Annotated in this window: 20 protein-coding genes and 1 riboswitch; of the genes, 19 read left to right on the top strand and 1 reads right to left on the bottom strand. The window is 63.4% G+C overall.

All coding sequences use genetic code 11. The features are described 5' to 3' along the window. Window positions 1-368: 368 nt before the first annotated feature. A complete protein-coding gene (locus N2597_RS24305) occupies window positions 369-1,340 on the bottom strand; it encodes a sugar-binding transcriptional regulator (protein ID WP_096763200.1) in 972 nt (323 codons plus the stop codon). A 206-nt stretch (window positions 1,341-1,546) separates the two neighbouring features. Here N2597_RS24305 and N2597_RS24300 point away from each other — a divergent pair, with 206 nt between their 5' ends. The 19 genes from N2597_RS24300 to N2597_RS24210 all read left to right on the top strand — a co-directional run bounded on the left by N2597_RS24300 (window position 1,547) and on the right by N2597_RS24210 (window position 22,644). Beyond that, window positions 1,547-3,181: an ABC transporter substrate-binding protein gene (locus tag N2597_RS24300; RefSeq protein ID WP_183595876.1), complete on the top strand. Its 1,635-nt coding sequence runs from the start codon at window positions 1,547-1,549 to the stop codon at window positions 3,179-3,181. Window positions 3,182-3,251: 70 nt separating this feature from the next. Further along, the gene (locus N2597_RS24295) at window positions 3,252-4,247 is read left to right on the top strand and encodes an ABC transporter ATP-binding protein (RefSeq protein WP_077994141.1); all 996 of its coding nucleotides are present in this window, start codon (window positions 3,252-3,254) and stop codon (window positions 4,245-4,247) included. Continuing rightward, a complete protein-coding gene (locus N2597_RS24290; RefSeq protein ID WP_183596258.1) occupies window positions 4,244-5,230 on the top strand; it encodes an ABC transporter ATP-binding protein in 987 nt (328 codons plus the stop codon). The genes N2597_RS24295 and N2597_RS24290 overlap by 4 nt, the downstream gene beginning before the upstream one ends. 10 nt (window positions 5,231-5,240) lie before the next feature. Further along, on the top strand, window positions 5,241-6,167 hold the full coding sequence (locus N2597_RS24285) for an ABC transporter permease (RefSeq protein ID WP_183595874.1): 927 nt from the start codon (window positions 5,241-5,243) through the stop codon (window positions 6,165-6,167). Between the two features lie 13 nt (window positions 6,168-6,180). Further along, the gene (locus tag N2597_RS24280) at window positions 6,181-7,062 is read left to right on the top strand and encodes an ABC transporter permease (RefSeq protein WP_106796863.1); all 882 of its coding nucleotides are present in this window, start codon (window positions 6,181-6,183) and stop codon (window positions 7,060-7,062) included. 26 nt (window positions 7,063-7,088) lie between these two features. Continuing rightward, a complete protein-coding gene (locus tag N2597_RS24275; protein WP_183595872.1) occupies window positions 7,089-7,847 on the top strand; it encodes a glycerophosphodiester phosphodiesterase family protein in 759 nt (252 codons plus the stop codon). Window positions 7,848-8,019: 172 nt separating this feature from the next. After that, window positions 8,020-8,151: riboswitch (TPP riboswitch) on the top strand. Between the two features lie 95 nt (window positions 8,152-8,246). After that, window positions 8,247-10,079 carry a phosphomethylpyrimidine synthase ThiC gene (gene thiC / locus N2597_RS24270; RefSeq protein WP_096763196.1) on the top strand — a complete coding sequence of 611 codons (1,833 nt, stop codon included), beginning with the start codon at window positions 8,247-8,249 and terminating at the stop codon, window positions 10,077-10,079. Window positions 10,080-10,081: 2 nt separating this feature from the next. Then, on the top strand, window positions 10,082-11,065 hold the full coding sequence (gene thiO, locus N2597_RS24265; protein ID WP_183595870.1) for a glycine oxidase ThiO: 984 nt from the start codon (window positions 10,082-10,084) through the stop codon (window positions 11,063-11,065). Further along, window positions 11,062-11,259, top strand: a complete 198-nt coding sequence (gene thiS, locus N2597_RS24260) for a sulfur carrier protein ThiS (RefSeq protein WP_040112909.1) — start codon at window positions 11,062-11,064, stop codon at window positions 11,257-11,259. Before thiO ends, thiS begins: the two co-directional genes overlap by 4 nt. A gap of 1 nt (window position 11,260) precedes the next feature. Beyond that, window positions 11,261-12,034 (top strand): thiazole synthase, encoded by a 774-nt coding sequence (locus tag N2597_RS24255; RefSeq protein ID WP_009995225.1) that lies wholly within the window; start codon window positions 11,261-11,263, stop codon window positions 12,032-12,034. Continuing rightward, window positions 12,031-12,645 carry a thiamine phosphate synthase gene (locus N2597_RS24250; RefSeq protein ID WP_183595868.1) on the top strand — a complete coding sequence of 205 codons (615 nt, stop codon included), beginning with the start codon at window positions 12,031-12,033 and terminating at the stop codon, window positions 12,643-12,645. The genes N2597_RS24255 and N2597_RS24250 overlap by 4 nt, the downstream gene beginning before the upstream one ends. Window positions 12,646-12,826: 181 nt before the next feature. After that, entirely contained in the window at window positions 12,827-13,855 is a 1,029-nt protein-coding gene (locus N2597_RS24245) for a substrate-binding domain-containing protein (protein ID WP_097607630.1), read from the top strand. Window positions 13,856-13,916: 61 nt separating this feature from the next. Beyond that, a complete protein-coding gene (locus N2597_RS24240) occupies window positions 13,917-15,443 on the top strand; it encodes a sugar ABC transporter ATP-binding protein (RefSeq protein ID WP_183595866.1) in 1,527 nt (508 codons plus the stop codon). A 22-nt stretch (window positions 15,444-15,465) separates the two neighbouring features. Further along, entirely contained in the window at window positions 15,466-16,455 is a 990-nt protein-coding gene (locus N2597_RS24235; protein WP_009993333.1) for an ABC transporter permease, read from the top strand. A gap of 1 nt (window position 16,456) precedes the next feature. After that, a complete protein-coding gene (locus N2597_RS24230) occupies window positions 16,457-17,464 on the top strand; it encodes a sugar-binding transcriptional regulator (protein ID WP_183595864.1) in 1,008 nt (335 codons plus the stop codon). Next, entirely contained in the window at window positions 17,461-18,456 is a 996-nt protein-coding gene (locus N2597_RS24225) for an aldo/keto reductase (protein WP_096765118.1), read from the top strand. Before N2597_RS24230 ends, N2597_RS24225 begins: the two co-directional genes overlap by 4 nt. Before the next feature lie 11 nt (window positions 18,457-18,467). Further along, window positions 18,468-20,216 (top strand): glycerol-3-phosphate dehydrogenase/oxidase, encoded by a 1,749-nt coding sequence (locus tag N2597_RS24220; RefSeq protein WP_179363952.1) that lies wholly within the window; start codon window positions 18,468-18,470, stop codon window positions 20,214-20,216. After that, on the top strand, window positions 20,189-21,031 hold the full coding sequence (locus N2597_RS24215) for a class I fructose-bisphosphate aldolase (protein ID WP_183595862.1): 843 nt from the start codon (window positions 20,189-20,191) through the stop codon (window positions 21,029-21,031). The genes N2597_RS24220 and N2597_RS24215 overlap by 28 nt, the downstream gene beginning before the upstream one ends. Before the next feature lie 83 nt (window positions 21,032-21,114). Next, on the top strand, window positions 21,115-22,644 hold the full coding sequence (locus N2597_RS24210) for an FGGY-family carbohydrate kinase (RefSeq protein WP_183595860.1): 1,530 nt from the start codon (window positions 21,115-21,117) through the stop codon (window positions 22,642-22,644).

The raw sequence follows: 22,644 nt of genomic DNA, 5'->3' as shown, positions 1-22,644 counted from the left end.
CAGAAATCGCGTTGCGACAGGATGATGAGCCGGTGCCGTCGGACCGATGAACGCGCGGTCGCTGTCACCTGGCCGTGAGCGAGAGAATATGGAGCACGCGTCCAAGGGGCGCGAGCGAAATGGGCCGGTAAAGCCGGCCCATCCACAATCAATGTTGGGCGACCGGCGCCGCTACGGCCGCCGGTGCACTCTCCTACGCAGCACGGGTTCGCCCACCCGATGGCCCGCATGGTTGGCATTGGTTGATATGACCGGAGATTGCGCGCCTATTCGTGCGGCGCGCGAAGGGCGCATCGACTACCTGGCGCCGGGACTTCCCTTGGCTGCAGATTCCTGGCCTTCCGGTTTCCTTCTCGCAGCCACAAAGTCTAGTCATCCCTCGCAACGCTCGCGGATTTTGGTCCCTGCTTGCCGAGAAGCCAAACTGCGCTATCGGCGTCGGTGATAATGGCCGTGGCGAGGCCGGCCGTAAGACAGGCCGACAAAATTTTCCGCTTGTGATCGCCTCCGGAGGCGAGCAGGCGGTTCGGAACCCGGCGGTAGTCGATAAGCTCGGGGGAGATGACCTGCCGGTTTAGCCGATGATCTATCTCGCGGCCTTCAGCATCCAGATATCGCCCAAGCAGATCGCCGACTGCGCCTGCCTCGGTCAGTTCACCAATATCGGTTCCCGTCGGCAGCCCATATCGAACCTGCAACGATTCCGACGATACATCGCCGACGCTCAGGATTGATATGTCCACTGCCGTGGCCTCGCGGAGCAAGCTCTGGAAAACCGTCTGCGCAACGATCGTATCTCTGGAGCCCGGATCATCAGCATAAATCGGCGCCGCAAGATAATGGCACTGAGCGTTCAACACCTTGGCAAAGCGCCGAACGATCTCGAATGTGTTGATCTCCGATCCACGGGTCAGCCCTCCCATCATCGAGCGAACCTTGATGCCAGGCGCATTGGCGGGCGCCATGTGCTGTACCGTCTCCCGCAGGGTCGCGCCCCAGCCGACGCCGAGCGAGGAGGGCTCGCTCGCCTGGATCAGCCGCTCGAGAAACATCGCGGCGGCGCGGCCGATCACGACCGGCATCTGGGTCTTGTCGACGGGAGTAGGGACGATCACCACGTCCCGAAGACCAAATCGGTTGCGCAACTCGGCTTCCAGTTCGACATTCTCTGCCAGCGGCGAGTTGAAACTGATCCGGACGATGCCTTGGTCCAGCGCCGCGGCAAGCAGTTCGTTCACGCGGCGCCGGGTCAGAAGCATCCGCTCGGCAATCTGCGCCTGGGTCAGGCCTTCGACGTGATAGAGCCACGAAGCCCTCACCATGAGCTGTTGATTGGACAAATTACGATCCTCTCAAATGTCACATGAGCGTAACATTTGTAACCTAGAGCTACGCGAAGTCGGCGGCGCGGTAAAGGGGCATCAATACGCTAGCCGCCCGGCGAAAAAATTCGTCTGTCGATTTCACGCCACGCCCAAGCGGCGGCCTTCCGCCCGGCGAAGGCGCGGCTTGCCGGTTTTGACCATTGTTTCAACAGGAGAGACCCATGCTTTCTATCAACCGCCGCCATGCGTTGGGATTGCTATCGGCAGCAGCCGGCAGCATCGTCCTGCCCCGTATGTCGTTCAGCCAGGCCGTTCGTCCGTCGGTAACGATCGCCGTTCAGAAGATCACCAATAACAATACTCTGGATGTCTGGAACGAGCAGTCGAATGTCGGCGAGCGGGTGTTCTTCCCGAATTTCTGGGAGGGTCTGATCCTGCGCGACTGGATGGGCAACCAGGGCCCGGTACCGGGCTTGGCCACGGAATGGAAGCGCATCGACGACAAGACGCTGGAGTTGAAGCTGCGCCAAGGCGTTAAGTTCCACAATGGCGACGAAATGACCGCCGAGGATGTGGCTTTCTCCTTCTCCAGGGAACGTATTTTCGGCAATACCGAGCCGAAGGGCGGCAAGACGATTTTCGAGGCCGACAACAAGCCGACCACCGTCAAAGAACTCCCGGCCACCGTCCCGGGTGTGGCCCGCCGTCTTTGGCCCGCACTCGCCGGTGTCGAAGTCGTCGACAAGTACACGGTCCGCTTTCACAATGCGACGCCGGACGTGACGCTCGAAGGCCGGCTCTACTCCATGGGCAGCCAGATCACCAACCGCCGCGCCTGGGATGAAGCCAAGAGCTACGCCGAATGGGCCCGCAAGCCAGTAACGACCGGCCCCTACATGGTGGGCGAATACAAGCCGGACGTGTCGTTGACGCTCGTTGCTTTCGACGAATATTGGGGCGGTCGCCCGCCGCTCCAGCAGATCCGCTTCGTCGAGGTTCCGGAAGTGGCCTCGCGCGTCAACGGCCTGCTTTCCGGTGAATACGACTTCGCCTGCGATCTGCCGCCGGATCAGATCTCTGCAATCCAGTCGGTTTCGGGCCTTGAAGTCCAGAGCTCGACCATTTGGAATCACCGCGTCTCGGTGTTCAACACTGAGAACCCGATCCTGGCCAATCCCCTCGTGCGTCGTGCCATGACCCACGCGATCGACCGCCAGGCGATCGTCGAAGCGCTCTGGGCCGGAAAGACCGTCGTTCCCGCCGGTCTGCAGTTCGACTCCTTCAAGACCTCCGGCATGTTCGTTGATGGATGGGCAGCCCCGCAATTCGATCCGGAATTGGCCAAGACGCTGTTGAAGGACGCCGGCTATAAGGGCGACGCGATCCCCTACCGCCTGCTGAACAACTACTATACGAACCAGACCGCCAATGCGCAGATCATGATCGAGATGTGGAAGCAGGTCGGCCTCAACGTCGAAATCCAGATGAAGGAAAACTGGGCGCAGATCCACGATCCGCAGGGCGTCAAGGGTGTGCGCGACTGGTCGGCTTCCAACACGATCAACGACCCGATCACCCCGTTGGTCGTCCAGTTCGGCCCGAACGGCGAAGTCCAGCAGAAGAAGGATTGGACGAACGATGAGGTCAACAAGCTCTCCGTCGTGCTCGAGACTTCGACTGACAGGGCCCAGCGCCAGAAGGCGATCGCCCGCATGCTTGAAATCTGCGAGCGCGAAGATCCCGTCTACCAGGTCCTGCACCAGAACGCCGTCTTTACCGGCATGAAGTCCTCACTCAAGTGGAAGGCTGCGCCTGCCTACGCCATGGACTTCCGCGCATCGAACTGGAACGCCTGATCAAATGCTTCCCCGCGCCGGCCGCCTATTCGCGGCCGGCGTCGTCTATTTGAAATGGAGGTGAGCTCCGATGGTTTCCAATCTTGTGGAACTGCGTGATCTGAAGGTCGCATTCGACGGCGTCCAGGTCCTGCACGGCATCGACCTTGATGTCCGCCGCGGCGAGGCGATCGGTCTCGTCGGCGAATCCGGTTGCGGCAAGTCGGTCACCTGGCTGGCGGCGCTCGGGCTCCTGCCGGGCAAGGCGACGGTCACAGGCTCCGTTCGCGTTGACGGACAGGAAATCCTCGGCAGCGCGCGCCCCGTGCTGGAGGGTGTGCGCGGCAAGCGCATCGCCATGATCTTTCAGGATCCGTCGAGTTCGCTCAATCCTGTTCTCCGCATCGGCCGGCAGATTACCGAGGCGCTGGCCATCCATCGCGGTCTGTTCGGCGCGGCGGCCGGGAGCGAGGCCTTGCGCCTGATGGACATGGTCGGCATTCCCGATGCGCGCCGCCGTTTCGATCTCTTCCCGCATGAGTTTTCCGGTGGCCAGTGTCAGCGCCTGATGATCGCCATGGCGCTCGCCGGTGAGCCGGATCTCCTCGTCGCCGATGAACCGACCACCGCCCTCGACGCCACCATTCAGGCGCAGATCCTCGATCTTTTGATCGAGCTTCGCGCCGAAACCGGCATGGCGACGATCTTCATCAGCCACGATCTCGGCGCCGTCAGCCAGGTCTGCGAACGCGCCTGCGTCATGTATGCCGGCCGCATCGTGGAGCAGGGTGCGATCGAAGCCCTCTTCGAGAGCCCGCAGCACCCCTATACGCGCGGCCTGTTCGACGCCATTCCGCGGCTCGACGGCCCGCGCGATCGGCTTATTCCGATTCCCGGGATCGTTCCGCATCCGCAAGACATGCCGGACGGATGCGCCTTTTCTCCCCGGTGTTTCAATGTCGCCATGGACTGCCGGATCCGCATGCCGGACCTGCGTTCGACCGCCGATGGTCGCGTTCTTGCCTGCCATCACCCGGTCGGAACGACACGCCGGCTTGCAATGCACGCTCTGGAGACCGCATCGTGAGCGAACCTCTGATCGAAGCCAAAGATCTGGTCAGAACCTACGCGGTGCGCCAGGGCACGTTCGGCAAGATGACGCCGGTTCGGGCCGTCGACGGAATTGCACTCAAGGTCATGGCCGGCGAAACGCTCGGTGTGGTGGGAGAGTCAGGCTCCGGCAAATCGACGCTCGGCCGCCTGCTGCTCGGGATCGATCCGCCGCAGGGAGGCGGGACTTTCTTCGAGGGCAGGCCGATGCCCAGGCTCGGCACACCGGAATGGCGGGCGCTACGCGCCAAGATGCAGCTCGTCTACCAGGATCCGCTGGCAGCCCTCGACCGGCGGTTGACGATCGCCGATCAGATCGGCGAACCGGTTGCGATTCACAGGCTGGTACCGAAGGAGCATCGGCCAACGCGTGTCGCCGAGCTGATGGCTGCCGTCGGGCTGCGGCCGGATCAGGCGGGGCGCTATCCCCACGAACTCTCCGGCGGTCAGCGGCAGCGCGCCGTCATTGCCCGCGCGCTCGCCTCGCGCCCCAAACTTCTGATCTGCGACGAGCCGGTCTCGGCCCTCGACGTGTCAATTCAGGCGCAGATCGTCAACATGCTCCGGGACCTCCAGGAGCAGCATCGTATCGCCATGATCTTCATCAGCCATGACCTCAAGGTGGTGCGCAACGTCGCCGACCGGGTTGCGGTCATGTATCTCGGGCGGATCGTCGAAGAGGCGTCGTCCGATGTCATCTTTCAGACGCCGATGCATCCCTACACCAATGCGCTGGTCTCCAGTGTGCCGGTACCGGGCAAGCCGCTCATCGGCCGGGTCATCCTGCAGGGCGAACCACCGAACCCGGCCAACCGCCCATCCGGTTGCGCCTTCCACCCGCGTTGCCCCCTGGCGGCTGATATCTGCCGCACAAGCGCGCCGCTGCTTCGAGAGGTTGCGCAAGGCCGGAGCGCGGCCTGCCACATGGTCGCCGGCGCAGGCCAGCCGGTCGCCGCGTAAGGGGAAAGCCATGCTGCGTTTCGCTCTCATCCGTCTTTTTCGTGCCCTTGTGACAATTCTCGCGGTGCTGACCTTTGCTTTCGTCGTGTTGCGCATGTCCGGCGATCCAGCCCAGGTCATGCTCGGCCCGGATGTTCCGCAGGAATCGGTCGATGCCTTCCGCAAAGCCTGGGGTCTCGATCAGCCGCTGTGGATCCAGTACATTGCCTATATAAAATCGATTTTCACCGGCAATTTCGGCGTCTCCATGCGCGACAAGGCCTCCGCCATCCAGCTGGTGATCGAACGCATTCCGGCGACATTGCAGCTCACCGTGCCGGCGCTTCTGCTCAAGCTGGTGATCGGGATTCCGGCCGGCGTCTACGCCGCCCTTCACCGCCAGAGCACGGTCGACCGGGGCGTCATCCTGGCGGCAATTTTCGGTTTCACTATCCCTTCCTTCGTCATGGGGCTGCTGTTGGTGCTGATCTTCTCCATCACCCTCGGCGTTTTGCCCTCCGGTGGGCAGGACACCTGGCAGCACGGCATCCTGCCGACACTGACGCTGAGCATCGGCGGAATCGGCATTCTCGCGCGCTTCTCGCGCAGCGCGATGATCGAAGTGATGAGCCAGCCCTATATCCGCACGGCATCCGCCAAAGGCATGAAGTGGCCGGACGTCGTCTGGCGCCACGCTTTGCCGAACGCGGCAGTGCCGATCGTCACGATCGTCGGATTCATGGTCGGTTCGTTGATCGCCGGTGCAGTCGTAGTGGAATCGATCTTCTCATGGCCTGGCATCGGCCGCCTGCTGGTCGTCTCCGTGTCCAATCGCGATCTCGCTGTCGTCCAATGCATCCTGCTGATGGTCGCCGCCGCCATGGTCGCGTCAAACCTCATCGTCGATCTGCTCTATGGCTGGCTCGATCCGCGGCTTCGCAGCCAAAGCGCCCATTGACAGGAGGCCCGGCATGAGCGTCACCGACACCGCCCGCCCGCGATCGTCCGAAGTATCCATCCTCATCCGCTTCATCAGACAGTTGCGGCGCGTGCCTTTCTCCGTCGCATTCGCCATCGGCTGGCTTGCGGCCATGGTGTTCGTAGCATTCTGCGCCGATATGATCCGCCCTTACGGCATCACCGCCATGGATTTGCGCAGCCGCCTGTCGCAGCCGGGCAATCCCGCCCATCTGCTCGGAACCGACGAGCTTGGCCGCGACGTCCTCTCCCGGCTCCTTCAGTCGATCCGGGTCTCGCTTGCCATCGCCTTCGGCGCCACGATCATCTCGGCCGTCTTCGGCACGGCGCTTGGCTTTGCTGCTGCGAAGTTCCGCGGCGCGGTCGAGCATCTTGTGCTTGTGCTCGCTGATTTCCAGGCGGCATTGCCCTTCCTCATCATGTCGCTCGCGGTTCTTGCGTTCTTCGGTTCTTCGATGCCGCTGCTGATCGGCCTGATGGGCTTTTACGGCTGGGAACGTTATGCCCGCATCGCCCGCGGGCTCGCGATCTCGGCAAGCGCGCAGGGCTATGCTGCCGCCGTCGTCCAGCTCGGAGCGAGGCCGGCGCGCGTCTACATCAACCATATCCTGCCGAACGTCGCCTCGACGCTGATCGTCTCGATGACGCTCACCTTCCCGGAGATCATTCTGATGGAAAGCGGGCTTTCCTTCCTCGGTCTCGGCGTGCAGCCGCCGGAGACCAGCCTGGGCAACATGGTTGGCTTTGGCCGCGAGTACCTGACGCGCGCACCCTGGATCATGCTGGCGCCGGCCTTCGTGATCATGATGACCACGCTTGCGATCTCGCTGGTCGGCGACTGGCTGCGCGACAAGCTTGATCCCACTCTTCGCTGATCCGTCTCATTTTTGAGGAGAACTCCATGAACAAGATCACCGGCCATCGCGGCGCCCGCAACCTATGGCCGGAAAACTCATTGACGGGCTTCCGAAACGTTCTTGCGCTCGAGATCGATGCAGTGGAATTCGACGTACACCTCACCAATTCTGGCGAGCTGGTCGTCATCCACGATGCGACGCTGGATCGCACGACGGACAAAACCGGGCCGGTTCGTGCGCTGACGCCGGAGTTGCGTGGCGAGACCCATCTTGAAGGCTCCGATGACACTGTGCCAACGCTTGCGGACGTGCTCTCGGTGCTCGTCACCGGTGGCGACAAGCAGCTCCATGTGGAGATCAAATCAGATGAAAAGGGGCGGCCTTATCCCGGCATCGTCGAAAAAGTCGCCGCCGAAATTGAAGGCTTCGGTCTTGCCGCACGCTGCCATTTAACCTCGTTCGACGTTCCTCTTCTTGAGGAGGGCCGCCGTGCGGCGCCAAATATCGCCCGCCTCGTCTCTGTGAATGCTGAATGGGCTGCGAAGCAGGGCGGATTGCGGGCCTTTCTCGAAAGGGTCGATGGTCTCGTCGATATCGTCGCCATTCATCACGAGCTGATGGCGGCGGAATGGCCGCTCATCAGGCAGAAGCTTCCATTGGAACGGCTCTGCGCCTGGACGCTGAACGATGAAACGCTGATCCGCGCCTGGCTGAAGCGTGGAATCGGCCACCTGACCTCCGACAGCCCCGACCTGGCGCTCCGCCTTCGCTCTGAAATTCGATCGCAATTCGAACCGGCCTAGCCGCGGATTGTAAGCGATCTTGTGCCGGCTTCAAAAGCGGCGAGTCGCCAGCCAAGATGAAACGGTTCCTCCCTGCGACTCATCGCTTCGCGGGGTTGCCCCGAATTCAAGGGCTGGACGAGAACACATCAACCGTGGCTTGACACAAGCGCCGCTGCGGTCTTTGATGGCGAACATTCACCAGGGGTGTCCCGGCAAGGGGCTGAGATTCTGCTAGACGATTCGGCTTTGCCGATTGTGGCGCAGTGACCCGTTGAACCTGATCCAGTTCATACTGGCGTAGGGACGGTGCGGACGCTGCGGCTGTTGGGCGGATTTTCGCTTTGTCGCGCAAGGCGTCCTTCCATCATTCCAACACTGGAACTGGGTCTCCAAACGTCAAACCTTGGAGCCTCATCCATGAATATTGTTGCACCCCAGCTTACCCCCGTCGTCACCACCGGCTCGCTTCCGGCCTCGACCAAGATCGTCAAACCCGGAACCCTCTATCCGGATCTGCGCGTGCCGATGCGCGAAATCAGCCTTCACCCGACCTCCGGCGAGCCGCCGGTTACGGTCTATGATTCCTCCGGCCCCTATACCGATCCGGCCCATGTGGTCTCCATCGACGCCGGGCTGCCGCGTTTGCGCGAGGCCTGGGTTAGGGCGCGCGGCGACGTCGAAGCCTATGAAGGCCGTGTGGTGAAGCCTGAAGACAATGGTTTTGCCACGGGCGAGCGGCTGACGCCGGAATTTCCCATTCGCAACACGCCGCTTAAGGCAAAGGCCGGCCGCGCCGTCACCCAGCTCGCCTATGCGCGTGCCGGCATTATCACCCCGGAAATGGAGTTCATCGCGATCCGCGAAAACCTCGGCCGGCAGGCCGCGAAGGAGGCGCTCGCGCGCGACGGCGAGAGCTTCGGCGCGCATGTTCCGGATTTCGTGACGCCCGAATTCGTGCGCCGGGAAGTCGCCGAGGGCAGGGCGATCATCCCCGCCAATATCAACCACCCCGAGACCGAACCGATGATCATCGGCCGGAACTTCCTCGTGAAGATCAACGCCAATATCGGCAATTCGGCGGTCACCTCGTCAATGGCGGAAGAGGTGGAGAAGATGGTCTGGGCGATCCGCTGGGGCGCCGACACGGTCATGGACCTTTCCACCGGCCGCAACATTCACAACATCCGGGAGTGGATCATTCGCAATTCGCCGGTTCCGATCGGCACTGTTCCGCTTTACCAGGCGCTCGAAAAGGTCAACGGCATTGCCGAAGATCTGACCTGGGAAGTCTATCGGGATACGCTGATCGAACAGGCCGAGCAGGGCGTCGATTATTTCACCATCCATGCCGGCGTGCGGCTGGCCTATATCCCGCTCACCGTCAATCGCGTCACCGGCATCGTCTCACGCGGCGGCTCGATCATGGCCAAGTGGTGTCTGCATCACCACAAGGAGAGTTTCCTCTACGAGCATTTTGAGGAAATCTGCGACATCTGCCGTGCCTATGACGTCTCCTTCTCGCTCGGCGACGGTTTGCGTCCGGGGTCGATCGCGGATGCCAATGACCCAGCACAATTTGCCGAGCTGGAAACGCTTGGCGAGCTGACAAGGATTGCCTGGGCGAAGGACTGCCAGGTGATGATCGAAGGCCCCGGCCATGTGCCGATGCACAAGATCAAAGAGAATATGGACAAGCAGCTCAAGGTCTGCGGCGAAGCGCCCTTCTATACGCTCGGACCGCTGACGACCGACATCGCGCCGGGCTATGATCACATCACCTCCGGCATCGGCGCAGCCATGATCGGCTGGTTCGGCACAGCCATGCTCTGCTACGTCACGCCGAAGGAGCATCTGGGGCTGCCCGACCGCAGCGACGTCAAGACCGGCGTCATCACCTACAAGATCGCAGCGCATGCTGCCGATCTTGCCAAGGGGCATCCGGCCGCCCGCATCCGCGACGATGCGCTGTCGCGGGCGCGCTTCGAATTCCGCTGGGAGGACCAGTTCAACCTCTCCCTCGACCCGGATACGGCGCGTTCCTTCCACGACGAGACCCTGCCGAAGGAGGCGCACAAGGTGGCGCATTTCTGCTCGATGTGCGGCCCGAAATTCTGCTCCATGCGAATTTCCCACGACATTCGCGCCGAAGCTCAGAAAGAGGGATTGGAAGCGATGGCGGCCAAGTACCGCGATGGCGGCGATCTCTACGTGCCGGTCGCAGAGGCGACGAAAACGCCCGCCGGAGAATGACAATGCGCGTTCTCGTCAAGGGGGCCGGCGTTGCCGGCCTCACCGTTGCGTGGCAGCTCTATCGGCACGGTTTCAGGGTCAGCGTCGCTGATCAGGCGGGCGAGGTCGGCGCCGGCGCTTCCGGCTTTGCCGGCGGCATGCTGGCCCCGTGGTGCGAACGGGAGAGCGCGGAGGAGCCGGTGCTGACGCTCGGCCGGCTGGCCGCCGATTGGTGGGAGGCGGCATTGCCGGGTCATGTCAAACGCCGGGGAACGCTTGTCGTGGCGGGCGGGCGCGATGCCAGCGAGCTCGACCGCTTTTCCCGCCGGACAAGTGGATGGGAATGGCTGGACGAGGCGGCGATCGTAGCACTGGAGCCTGATCTCGCCGGCCGCTTCCGCAGGGCGCTGTTCTTCCGGCAGGAAGCGCATCTCGATCCGCGACAGGCGCTCTCGGCCTTGGCAGCAGGACTTGAGGATGCCCGTATGCGCCTGACGTTCGGCGAGCCCGGCGAAGCGGATGTCGATTATAACTGGGTGATCGACTGCACCGGTGCCGCCCAGATCGGCCGGCTGCCCGGATTGCGCGGTGTTCGAGGTGAGATGCTCTGCCTCGAAACAAGCGAGCTCAGTCTCTCCCGCCCCGTCCGCCTGCTGCATCCCCGCCACCCGATCTACATCGTGCCGCGCGAGAAAAACCGCTTCATGGTCGGCGCGACGATGATCGAAAGCGACGATGCCGGCCCGGTTACCGCGCGTTCGCTGATGGAGTTGCTGAACGCCGCCTATGCGATGCATCCCGCCTTTGGCGAGGCACGGGTCACGGAAACCGGCGCAGGCGTGCGCCCCGCTTATCCCGACAATCTGCCGCGTGTGACACAGGAGGGATCCACCCTCCATGTCAACGGCCTCTATCGCCACGGCTTTCTGCTGGCGCCGGCGATGGCCGGCGAGGTGGCGCGGCGTCTTCTCACAGAACAAGGACAACCGGAAAGGAGGGCGTCATGACCTTCATCATCAATGGCGAGGAACAGCAGGTCGCGGCCGCGACGCTCGCAGACCTGCTTCTCGCTCTGGACTACGAAGGCGGCTGGCTGGCAACTGCCGTCAATGGCGAGCTGGTGCACCGCGAGGACCGCGCCGATTTCAGGCTCGGCGAAGGCGACCGCATCGAAATTCTCTCACCGATGCAAGGAGGCTGAGATGCTGAAACTTTATGATGTTGAAGTCCACTCGCGCCTGCTGCTCGGCACCGCCCGCTACCCGTCACCCGCCGTCCTTGCAGAAGCCGTGAGACGCTCGAAGGCCGAAATTGTCACCGTCTCGCTTCGGCGCGAGGCCGCCGGCGGCAAGGCGGGTGGCGCCTTCTTCGAGCTGATCCGCGAGCTCGGCGTACGCGTGCTGCCGAATACCGCCGGGTGCCACAGCGTGCAGGAGGCCGTGCTGACGGCGAAGATGGCGCGCGAAGTCTTCGGCACCGACTGGATCAAGCTTGAAGTGATCGGTCATCACGACACGCTGCAGCCTGACGTCTTCGGCCTCGTCGAGGCGGCGGGCATCCTCACCGGCGAGGGCTTTCAGGTCTTCCCTTATACGACCGACGATCTTGTCGTCGCCGAAAGGCTGCTGGACGCCGGCTGCCGCGTTCTTATGCCCTGGTGCGCGCCGATCGGCTCCGCCATGGGACCGGTAAACCCAATGGCGCTGCGGGCATTCCGGGCGCATTTCCCGGATGTGCCGCTGGTCGTCGATGCCGGCATCGGCCGCCCGTCGCATGCCGCCGCCGTCATGGAGTACGGTTACGACGCCGTTCTTCTCAATACCGCCGTTGCCGGCGCGGGCGATCCCGCCGCCATGGCTGAGGCCTTCGCGCTTGCCATCGATGCCGGCCGTCTCGCGTATGGCGCCGTGCCGCTGGAGCCGCGCGACATGGCCGTTCCTTCTACTCCCGTCATCGGAAAGGCCGTCTTCTCATGAAGCTCGACCCCTTCTATCTTATCGTCGACAGCGCCGAATGGATCGAGCGTCTGGTGCCGCTCGGCGTCAAACTCGTCCAGCTGCGCATCAAGGACCGGCCGGAGCCGGTGCTTCGCGAGGAGATCCGGCGTTCGAAAGCGGCCTGCACGGCAGCGGCCTGCCAATTGATCATCAACGATTACTGGAGGCTGGCGATCGATGAGGGGTGCGATTTCATTCATCTCGGGCAGGAAGACCTGATGACGGCCGATCTGGCTGCCATTCGCCGCGCCGGCCTGAAGCTCGGCCTTTCCACGCACGATCCATCAGAACTAGAAACCGCGCTGGCCGCTGGGCCGGACTATGTTGCCCTTGGGCCGGTCTGGCCCACAATCCTCAAAGAAATGAGATGGGCGCCGCAAGGCGTCGAACGCCTTGCGGACTGGCGGCGGCGTGTCGGGCCGATGCCGCTCGTTGCCATTGGCGGGATCACCGCCGAACGCGCGGCGCTGGTATTGGAAAACGGCGCCGATAGCGCTGCCGTAGTCACCGATATCACTCGCAACCCGGATCCCGAGGCCCGCACACGACAGTGGCTGGCCGCGACCGCGCCTTGGCGATCTGCCGGTTGAGACGCCGCACCTGATCCTCATGAAATATATTTCATATCGTGAATTATATTGACAACCCTCGAGCTTTACGTTTAGCTGCCCATACCGGACGTCGAGGAGGAAGTCCGGACTTCAACACGATCAGCGGCGCTTTTCGGCGCTCTCGGGCTTTTGGGAGAGGCTTCGGCCTCAAGGAGGACTCTTGCGCACTTTACTCACCACGACCGCAATGGCGGTTTTTGCTGCAACGTTTATCGCCGGCTCCGCCGCCGCTGCGACGGAGAACCCGTTCCGCTGCAAGCCAGGCGAAAAATACGTCATGAATGTTATGGTTTCGGGTGTCGAATATTGGTTCCCCGTCTACGAGATGTTCAAGCAGGCGGGGCAACAACTCGGCTGCGAAACGGAATATACCGGCACACCGGAATATGACGTCAACAAGCAGATCGCCACCTTCGATCAGGCGCTGGCGCAAAATCCGGCCGGCATTCTCGTTCATCCGATGAACTCCGACCCGTTCATCGAGCCGATCAACCGCGCCATCGGCCAAGGCACCGCGGTTGTCACCTTCGCCGCCGACTCGCCGCTCTCCAAGCGCGTCTCCTTCATCACCTCGGACAACACCCGCGAAGGCACCTATGCCGCCGATGCGATCGCCGAGAAGATGGGCGGCAAGGGCGAATATGCCGTTCTGGAAAATCCCGGCCAGGACAACCACGACAAGCGCATCGCTGCCTTCATCGCCCGCATGGAAGAGAAGTGGCCTGATATGAAGCTCGTCGGCCGCGCCGCATCCAACCAGGATCCGACCAAGGCCTATCAAGGGCTTTCCAGCCTCATCCAGGCCAATCCGAACCTCGGGGCGGTCTTCATGCCGGAAGCGAATTCGGCGATCGGCGCCGCGCAGGCCAACAAGGAAACCGGCGGCAAGGTCCTCGTCATGTGCGCCGACGTCAACGCCAACATTCTCGACATGATCAAGGCTGGCGAAGTCTTCGGCTCGATCAACCCCAACCAGGGCATGCAGGGTTACATGGGCTTCATGCTGCTGTGGCTCGCCAAGCACCCGGAACTGATCGATCCGATGAACGACGCCAAGCGCTCGGGCTTCAACCCGATGAGCATCCCGGTCGTCGACAACGGCCTCTCCATCGTGACCGCCGCAAATGCCGACGACTTCTATTGGGACAAGTACCTGAAGCATCGCGGCACGAAGGGCATCGAGGAATAAGACCCCGACAGGCCATCCGCACTTTTCGGTGCGGATGGCCGAGATGGAGAGGAGGAAGATGATGGCGGAGCCCGTGCTCACCATTCATGGTGTCACCAAGCATTTCGGGGCGGTGAAGGCGTTGACGGATGTCGACTTCACCCTCGAGCGCGGTGAAGTCCATGCGCTTTGCGGCGAGAACGGCGCCGGCAAGTCGACGCTGATGAACATCATCGCCGGTGTGCTGCAGCCGACCGAAGGCGAAATCCGCGTCGACGGCAAGGCTGTGCGCATTTCCTCTCCCGCCCCCGCCCAGTCTCTGGGCATCGGCCTGGTGCACCAGGAAATCGCGCTCTGCCCCGATGCCACGGTTGCCGAAAACATGTTCATGGCGGCGACCAACCGTCGCCGGGCGCCGCTCATGAACTACCGCGGGCTGGAGCGCGATGCCCAGGCGGTGATGAACCGGCTTGCCGCGATCAATGTCCGCCGCAAGGTCGCCGACCTGCCGATATCAAGCCAGCAGCTGGTCGAGATCGCCAAGGCGCTGACGCTCGACTGCCGCGTGCTGATCCTCGACGAACCGACGGCTGCCCTGACCGAGACCGAGGCGCAACAGCTCTTCTCGATCATCCGCGACCTCAAGTCGAACGGCATTTCGATCATCTATATCAGCCACCGCATGGCGGAAATCTTCAGCCTCTGCGACCGGGTCACCGTGTTGCGTGACGGCCGCTACGTCTGCACCGACCGCATTGCCGACGTGACGCCGGATGAGGTGGTGCGCCGGATGGTCGGCCGCGAGATCACGCAGCTCTATCCAGACAAGCTCGGCGCCGGCGAAATCTCAGGCGAGATCATGCTCGAGATCGACGGCATCAGTGACGGCGTGCGTTTTCACGACGTCAGCTTCGGCCTGCGCAAGGGCGAGATCCTCGGGATCGGCGGCCTTATTGGCTCCGGCCGCACCGAAATCGCCGAAGGCATCTGCGGACTGCGGCCGCGTACGGCAGGAACGGTCCGCCTGCACGGCACGGCGCAACCGATCCGCACCTATTCGGATGCGGTGAAAGCCGGCATCGTCTACCTGTCCGAGGACCGCAAGGGGTCGGGCATCTTTCTCGAAATGTCCATCGCGCAGAACATATCGGTGCTGGACCTGAAGGCGCTCACCAATTCGGTCGGGCTGCTGAACGGCCGCGCGGAGGCCGCGCTAGCAGATGATTTCGCTCGAAGGCTCGCCGTGCGCATGAGCGGCATCGAGGCGCCGGTGAAATCGCTTTCCGGCGGCAATCAGCAGAAAGTGGCGATCGCCAAGCAGCTTGCGGTGAAGCCGAAGGTCATCCTGATGGACGAGCCGACTCGCGGCATCGATGTCGGCGCGAAGGCGGAGATCCACCGACTGCTGCGCGAGCTGGCAAGCTCGGGCATCGGCATCATCGTCATCTCGTCGGAAATGCCGGAGCTGCTCGGCCTTTCCGACCGTCTGCTGGTCGTCCGCGAGGGACGCATCGCAGGCGAACTCGGTGCCGACGAGATGTCGGAAGAGGCCGTGATCCGCCTTGCTTCCGGCATGGGCAGCGCAGGGGCGGCAGACCATGCCGCGTGAAGAGAACATGGGAGAGAGGGAAATGGCAATCGACACGATGGCGGCAGGCTTGCCCAGGACGTCGTCCTTCAAACGCATCGGCACGATGCGCGAGGCGGGGCTGATCGCGATCATTCTGGCGCTTGGCATCATCATGAGTTTCGCCTCCCCGCACTTCCTGACGCTCGGCAATTTCCGCGCCATGCTGATGAGCTTTTCCGTGGAGGGCATCGTCGTCGTCGGCATGACGATCCTGCTCATCGTCGGCGGGATCGACCTTGCAGTGGGCTCCGTCGTCTGCTTCGCGATGGTGCTCTCGGGCTCGCTCTTTCTCGCCGGCCTCGATCCGTGGACGGCCTCGCTTGCCGGCATTCTTGCCAGCAGTGCCATCGGCGCCATCATGGGCTTCTTCGTGACGGTCGTCGGGCTCAACCACTTCATCACGTCGCTGGCGGGCATGGTGATCGTGCGTGGCCTCTGCCTCATCATCACCAAGGGCACGCCGCTCTCGCTCTTCACGCTGCCGGTCGGCTTCAAGGCAGTGGGGCAGGGCACGTTCTACGGCATTCCCTATGTCATCCTGATCTTCGTCGCCGTCGTCATCCTGTTCGATTTCCTGCTGCGCCGGGCGACCGCCTTCCGCAAGGTGTTCTACACCGGCAGCAATGAAAAGGCGGCGCTCTATTCCGGCATCAAGACGAACCAGGTGAAATTCTGGGTGACGGTGCTGTGCTCGACGCTCGCCGGCGTCGCCGGTGTCATCTACATGTCCCGCTTCGGCGCGGCGACGCCGACGTTCGGCGTCGGCATGGAGCTGAACATCATCGCGGCCGCGGTGATCGGCGGAGCCTCGCTGAACGGCGGCTCGGGAACCATCCTCGGGGCCATTCTCGGCATCGCGCTTCTTTCCCTCGTCACCTCGTCGCTGATCCTGCTAAACGTTTCCGTCTATTGGCAGGACATGATCAAAGGATGCATCCTGCTTGCCGCCGTATCCATCGACCATTTCCTTCACAAGCGGAAGGCCGCCTGACATGCCGATCGCCAAACTGAAACCCAGGACGACAGCCCCGCGCGAAGAAATCGTCATCGCCCGCCAGATGCACCAGTCGCTCGTCCTGCATTTTCTGGAGGGTCTGACGCAGGCGCAGATCGCCGATCGGCTCGGGATCTCGCACGCCACCGTCAACCGCCTCATCAAGCGGGGCCGGCAGCTCGGCCTGGTCGAGATCAAGATCAAATCGCCGATCGAACCTCTTGTTGATATGGAGGAGCGGCTTCTGGCGCTCGGCGGCATCAGCCGCGCGGTCGTGGTCCCCACAGTCTCCGACAATCCGCAGACCGCGCTGCAGGCGGTCGGCGAGGCGGCGGCCCGCTTGCTGCTCGAAGAAATCGCCGATGGCGATACGATCTGCATCACCGGCGGCAAGGGCGTCAGCGCCGTCGTCGCCGGCCTCCAGGCGCCGCGCCGCTTCGATGTCGAGGTCATCCCGGCCACCGGCTGCGTGCAAGGCAAGCACTATACCGACGTCAACCACGTCTCAACGCTGATGGCCGACCGGCTCGGCGGGCGTTCCTACCAGATCCACGCGCCGCTCTTTGCCGATGACGCCGAGCAGCGGTCGATGCTGATCAATATGCGCTCCGTCGCCGACGTCTTCCGGCGGGCGCGGGAAGCGAAAGTCGCGGTGGTCGGCATCGGCTCGATCCTGACCGATGATTCGAGCTACTACGACCTGCACCCTTCCTCCAGCACCGATCGCGAGGCGATCGAGCGTTCGGGCGCCAGCTGCGAACTGCTCGCCCATCTGCTCGACGATCACGGCCGCGTCTGCGACTACAGCCTGAACCGGTCGCTGGTTTCGCTGACGCTGCCGGAATTCGCCTCGATCCCGACCAAGATCGGCGTCGCCAGCGGCCCGAACAAGGCCGGACCGATCCTCAGTATTCTGCGCGGCAAGCACCTCGATACGCTCGTCACCGACGAGGCGACGGGCGCGCGCATTCTCGAACTCGCATCCGAGGAAGGATTTTCCGCATGAGCGGCGAACAGTTGACCCGCGAAATCGGCCGCTCCGGCGTCAAAGCCTCGGCCGTCGGCCTCGGCACCTGGGCGATCGGCGGCTGGATGTGGGGCGGCACGGACGAGGCGCAATCCATCGCCGCGATCCAGGCCTCGCTCGATGCCGGCGTCACCCTCATCGACACGGCGCCGGCCTACGGCATGGGCCGATCTGAAGAAATCGTCGGCAAGGCGCTCGCCGGACGCCGCGACAGGGCGGTGATCGCCACCAAATGCGGGCTGGTGTGGCATACGCAGAAGGGCAACCATTTCTTCGACCAGGACGGCAAGCCGGTGCACCGCCATCTCGGGCGGGACTCGATCGTTCACGAGGTGGAGGAAAGTCTGCGCCGCCTCGGCACGGACTATATCGACCTCTACATCACCCACTGGCAGGACCCGACGACGCCGATCGAGGAGACCGTCGCGGCGCTGGAAGAGCTGAAACAGGCCGGAAAGATCCGCGCCATCGGCGCCAGCAATGTCGACCGGCCGGAGTTGGAGCAGTATATCGCGACCGGTTCGCTCGATGCGATCCAGGAGCGGTTCAGCATGATCGATCGCCAGATCGAGGCGGACCTGCTGCCGCTCACCATCGCCAACGGCGTATCGACGCTCAGCTATTCCTCACTGGCGCTCGGCCTGCTTTCCGGCGCCATCGGGCCTGAGCGCGTGTTTTCTGGCGACGACCAGCGCAAGGACAATCCGCGCTTTTCCGTCGCCAACCGGCGCAAGGCCAAGGATTTTGCCGTGGCGATCCGGCCTGTGGCGGAACGCCACGGCGCCAGCATCGCGCAGACGGTCATCGCTTGGACACTGGCACAGCCGGGCGTAACCTTCGCGCTCTGCGGCGCGAGAAACCCGGCGCAGGCGCTCGACAATGCGCGGGCCGGAACGCTTCGCCTTTCAACCGCCGATCTCGCGGCTATCGACACCGCCATATCGGCGCAGCTGGCCACCATGGACGGATAACGGACGCCATCATGAACCGTGTGGAAACAATGGACGGGCTTCGCCAAAGCCCGAAGGTGGACGTTTGCGTCCTCGGCGGCGGCATCAACGGGCTCAGCGTCTTTCGCGAGCTGGCGCTGCAGGGCGTGAACGTGCTGCTCGTCGAGCAGGGCGACTATTGCTCCGGCGCGAGTGCCGCCCTCTCGCGCATGGTCCACGGCGGGCTGCGCTATCTGGAGAATGGCGAATTCAGCCTCGTGCAGGAGTCTCTCGTCGAGCGAGACCGGCTGCTGCGCAATGCTCCCCATTATGTGGCGCCATTGCCGACGACAGTTCCTGTGTTCGACATCTTCTCTGGCCTTGCCAACGGCATCGTGCGCTTCCTCGGTCTCACCCGCCGTCCGAGCCGCCGCGGCGCCGTGGCCATCAAGACCGGCCTTGCCATCTACGATTTCCTGACGCGCAAGCGCGCGCTGGTGCCCCGCCACCAGTTCCGCGGACGCCGGGCGACACTGGCAAAATGGCCGGCGCTCAATCCTGGGATCCGCAGTTCCGCGACTTATTACGACGCCTGGGTGAGCCATCCGGAGCGCATCGGCATCGAGCTGCTGCGCGACGGCCTGTCTGTCGGTCCGAATGCCCGGGCCTTGAACTATGCGACAATGGAGCAAGTGGGGGCGGGGGACTTTCAGCTCCGCGACGGCATCGCCGGAGAGACGTTTCGCATCCAACCGGCGCTGGTCGTCAACGCGACCGGCGGCTGGATCGACATCGCGAATGGATCGCTGTTTTCCGAAGGCGCGCGGCCTGCCCCGCTGATGGGCGGCACCAAGGGGTCGCACCTCATCATCGACAATCCCGAGCTCCGCGACATGCTCGACGGGCACATGATCTACTACGAGAACGAGGACGGGCGCATCTGCATCCTCTTTCCCTATCTCGGCAAGGTGCTGGTCGGCTCGACAGACATTCGCGTCGATGACCCCGGCGCGGTGCGCTGCGAAAGCGACGAGCGCGATTATATCCTGCAATCGCTTGCCTTCGTGCTGCCCGGCATTCGCATCCGGCCGGAAGAGATCGTTTTCCAGTTCGCCGGCGTGCGCCCGCTGCCCGCCAGCAAGGACAGTTTTACCGGACGGATCCCGCGCGATCATTTCTGCACCGTGATCGAAGGCCATGATGGCGGCCCGCCGGTGCTCTGCATGATCGGCGGCAAGTGGACGACGTTCCGCTCCTTCGGTGAATTGGCGGCCGACATGGCGCTGGAACGGCTCGGTCGGCCTCGGCGCGTCGATACGGCGGAAAGGGCATTGGGCGGCGGACGTGCCTTCCCCAGAGATGGCGGCGGATGGGTTCGTGATCTTGCGGCCTCGACGGGCATCTCCATCGATCGCGCTGCGATCCTCTTCGAACGCTATGGCACCGATGCGGAGGATGTCGCCGGCTTCATCGCGGCAGGCCCCGACCATCCTTTGCCGCATGCCGGCTACAGCCTCCGCGAAGTCAAATATCTGATCGGCGCCGAAGCCGTCGAGCATCTGGACGATCTGCTGCTGCGCCGCACGACGCTGGCAATCTCCGGCGAGCTGTCGCTCGACATGGCTGACGCCGTGCTCGGCCTGCTGGCTGCCGAAAGAGGTTGGTCGGCTGAGCGCGCCGCCGAAGAACACATCCGCTTTCTCACCATCATGCGCGAGCGCCACGGTGTGGCCGAAACAACCCTTTCCGCAAGGGACGAACGAAGGAGTGAACTATGCGAGACAACCGCAAGGTCCGGATGAACCGGCTGTTCGGCAATGGCCGCTGCCTGGATGTGGCGATCGATCACGGCGTCTGCAACGAGCCGTCTTTTCTCGACGGGCTGGAGAACATGCCGGCCGTCGTCAAGGCGCTGGTCGATGCGAGACCGGATGCGATCCAGATGAATTACGGCCAGGCCGATCTCTTGCAGGATCTGCCCGGCAAGGACAAGCCGGCGCTCGTCATGCGCATCGACATGGGCAATCCCTATAACCGCATCCGCCATCGCGACATGTGGGCGGTGCTGCAAAACGAAGCGGAGCCGCTGGTCGGCGCCTTGCAGATGGATGCCGCCTGCGTGGTGGTCAACCTGTTCATGCTGCCGGATGAGCCCGATCTGTTTCGCCAGTGCGTGCAGAACATTTCGCGCGTCCGGGCGGACTGCGAGAAATACAGCATGCCGCTGATGATCGAACCGCTGGTCATGCAGCCGGTCACCGAGCGCGGCGGCTACATGGTCGATGGTGATGCCGACAAGATCGTCACCTTGACGCGGCTCGCCCGCGAAATGGGCGCCGATATCGTCAAGGCCGATCCGACGGCGAATGCAGAGGATTTCCACCGCGTGGTCGAAGCGGCGCGATGCCCAGTGCTGGTGCGCGGCGGCGGCAAGGAGGATCTCGCCGCCGTCTTCGCCAAATCCGCCGCCTTGATGCGGCAGGGGGCGATGGGCATGGTCTATGGCCGCAACATCTACCAGCATGCCAGTCCGAGCGCAGTCGTGCGCGCCCTGATGGCGATCATCCACCAGGATGCAAGCGGCGAAGAAGCCGTTGCGATCTATCGGCAAGGCTGAGGTGAAGCAATTCCCGGAAAAGCGTGAAGCGGTTTATCTTTGGATTTGCATAAGCAATGGCTGACCCTTGGGAGGGGATCGGAATGGGAGACTATTTGTTGGGGCTCGACGCCGGCAACACCGTCATCAAGGCGGTGATCTTCGATCGCGCCGGCCGGGAGGTGGCCCATGCGGGAGAGGAGGGGCATAGCCGGATGCCATGTCCCGGCCATGTCGAGCGCGATCTCGGCGAGCTCTGGGCCAACGCCAAACGCGTCATCCGCACCTGCCTCGACCGATCAGGCATCGCTGCGGCTGACATCGCCGCAATCGGCTGCGCAGGTCACGGCAACGGGCTGTATGCGCTGGATCGAAATGGCGAACCCTTCCTCGGCATCCAGTCGCTCGATACGCGGGCGACCGGGCTCGTCGAGGAATGGGCGGCCGACGCTGTCGGCGATCGCACCTATCCGATCGCCCGCCAACGGCCCTGGCCATCGCAGACCCCGACGCTGCTCGCCTGGCTGAAACGTCATCGCCCTGAGGTTTTCCAACGCATCGGCACGGTGTTCTACTCCAAGGATTTCGTCGTCAACCGGCTGACCGGCGAGCGTGTCAGCGAGATGTCGGATATGTCAGGGGCGGGGCTGCTCGATCTCGCCGTTCGCCGTTATGACCGCAGGCTGATGGAGGCTTACGGCCTCGGCGACTGCATGGACCTGCTGCCGCGGCTGATCGAAAGTGCCGACATCGCCGGCAGGGTGACGGAAGAGGTCGCGGCGGAAACCGGTCTTGCCGCCGGCACGCCGGTGGTCGCAGGGCTCTTCGACGTCGTCGCCTCGGCCCTCGGCTCGGGCGTCTCGCGCACCGGCAGCGCCTCGATCATCGCCGGCACCTGGAGCATCAACCAGGTCATCATCGACGGGCCTGATCTCGGCGGACCCGTCTTCATGTCCTCGACCTTCGATCGCAGGCGCTACATGGCGATGGAAAACAGCGCCACTTCGGCTGCCAATCTCGAATGGCTGGTGCGGGAATTCTTTTACGGCGAGCACGCGGAGGGCGCCTCGCCCTTCGATGCCTGCTGCGCACTGGCGGCGGAAATCCAGCCGGCTGCCGACGATCCGCTCTATCATCCCTATCTCTACGGCGCCCAGCAGGACGGCCATGCACGGGCCGGCTTCTATGGCATTGCCGGCTGGCACACCAAGGGACACATGATCCGCGCCCTGCTTGAAGGTGTTGCCTTCGGCCACCGCCAACACGTCGAGACGCTCCGCGGAGCGGGGGCGACCTTCGACCAGGCGGTGCTGTCGGGCGGCGGATCGCGCAGTCGCCTCTGGCCGCAGATCTTTGCCGATGTGCTCGGCGTGCCGGTTTCGGTCGCCATCTCCAGGGAAACCGGGGCTCTCGGTGCGGCGATTGCGGCGGGAACCGGAGTGGGGTTGTTTGCCGATTTCACGGAAGGCGCGGATGCCATGGTGCGTATCGACCGGCACTATCGGCCGAATGCCGCGCTCGCCGGGCATTACGACCGGCGCTACGCGCTCTACAATGACATAGCGGAAGCCATGGCTCCGCTCTGGCGGCGGCTTTCGGCAGCCGCACCTACGGCGACGGGAGCTGCTGCGTGA

Origin of the sequence: Rhizobium sophoriradicis, assembly GCF_025200795.1 — a bacterium.
Lineage (GTDB): Bacteria > Pseudomonadota > Alphaproteobacteria > Rhizobiales > Rhizobiaceae > Rhizobium > Rhizobium sophoriradicis.
The sequence above is the reverse complement of the archived record's forward strand: the minus strand, read 5'-3'. Positions and strand labels throughout refer to the sequence as shown.

What these genes read in the sequence shown, in the direction of transcription:
- N2597_RS24275 (WP_183595872.1), top strand. Translation starts at nt 7,089, where the DNA reads ATGAACAAGATCACCGGCCATCGCGGCGCCCGCAACCTATGGCCGGAA.
- thiS (WP_040112909.1), top strand. Translation starts at nt 11,062, where the DNA reads ATGACCTTCATCATCAATGGCGAGGAACAGCAGGTCGCGGCCGCGACG.
- N2597_RS24295 (WP_077994141.1), top strand. Translation starts at nt 3,252, where the DNA reads ATGGTTTCCAATCTTGTGGAACTGCGTGATCTGAAGGTCGCATTCGAC.
- N2597_RS24285 (WP_183595874.1), top strand. Translation starts at nt 5,241, where the DNA reads ATGCTGCGTTTCGCTCTCATCCGTCTTTTTCGTGCCCTTGTGACAATT.
- thiC (WP_096763196.1), top strand. Translation starts at nt 8,247, where the DNA reads ATGAATATTGTTGCACCCCAGCTTACCCCCGTCGTCACCACCGGCTCG.
- N2597_RS24255 (WP_009995225.1), top strand. Translation starts at nt 11,261, where the DNA reads ATGCTGAAACTTTATGATGTTGAAGTCCACTCGCGCCTGCTGCTCGGC.
- N2597_RS24300 (WP_183595876.1), top strand. Translation starts at nt 1,547, where the DNA reads ATGCTTTCTATCAACCGCCGCCATGCGTTGGGATTGCTATCGGCAGCA.
- N2597_RS24280 (WP_106796863.1), top strand. Translation starts at nt 6,181, where the DNA reads ATGAGCGTCACCGACACCGCCCGCCCGCGATCGTCCGAAGTATCCATC.
- N2597_RS24225 (WP_096765118.1), top strand. Translation starts at nt 17,461, where the DNA reads ATGAGCGGCGAACAGTTGACCCGCGAAATCGGCCGCTCCGGCGTCAAA.
- N2597_RS24250 (WP_183595868.1), top strand. Translation starts at nt 12,031, where the DNA reads ATGAAGCTCGACCCCTTCTATCTTATCGTCGACAGCGCCGAATGGATC.
- N2597_RS24235 (WP_009993333.1), top strand. Translation starts at nt 15,466, where the DNA reads ATGGCAATCGACACGATGGCGGCAGGCTTGCCCAGGACGTCGTCCTTC.
- thiO (WP_183595870.1), top strand. Translation starts at nt 10,082, where the DNA reads ATGCGCGTTCTCGTCAAGGGGGCCGGCGTTGCCGGCCTCACCGTTGCG.
- N2597_RS24220 (WP_179363952.1), top strand. Translation starts at nt 18,468, where the DNA reads ATGAACCGTGTGGAAACAATGGACGGGCTTCGCCAAAGCCCGAAGGTG.
- N2597_RS24215 (WP_183595862.1), top strand. Translation starts at nt 20,189, where the DNA reads ATGCGAGACAACCGCAAGGTCCGGATGAACCGGCTGTTCGGCAATGGC.
- N2597_RS24240 (WP_183595866.1), top strand. Translation starts at nt 13,917, where the DNA reads ATGGCGGAGCCCGTGCTCACCATTCATGGTGTCACCAAGCATTTCGGG.
- N2597_RS24210 (WP_183595860.1), top strand. Translation starts at nt 21,115, where the DNA reads ATGGGAGACTATTTGTTGGGGCTCGACGCCGGCAACACCGTCATCAAG.
- N2597_RS24230 (WP_183595864.1), top strand. Translation starts at nt 16,457, where the DNA reads ATGCCGATCGCCAAACTGAAACCCAGGACGACAGCCCCGCGCGAAGAA.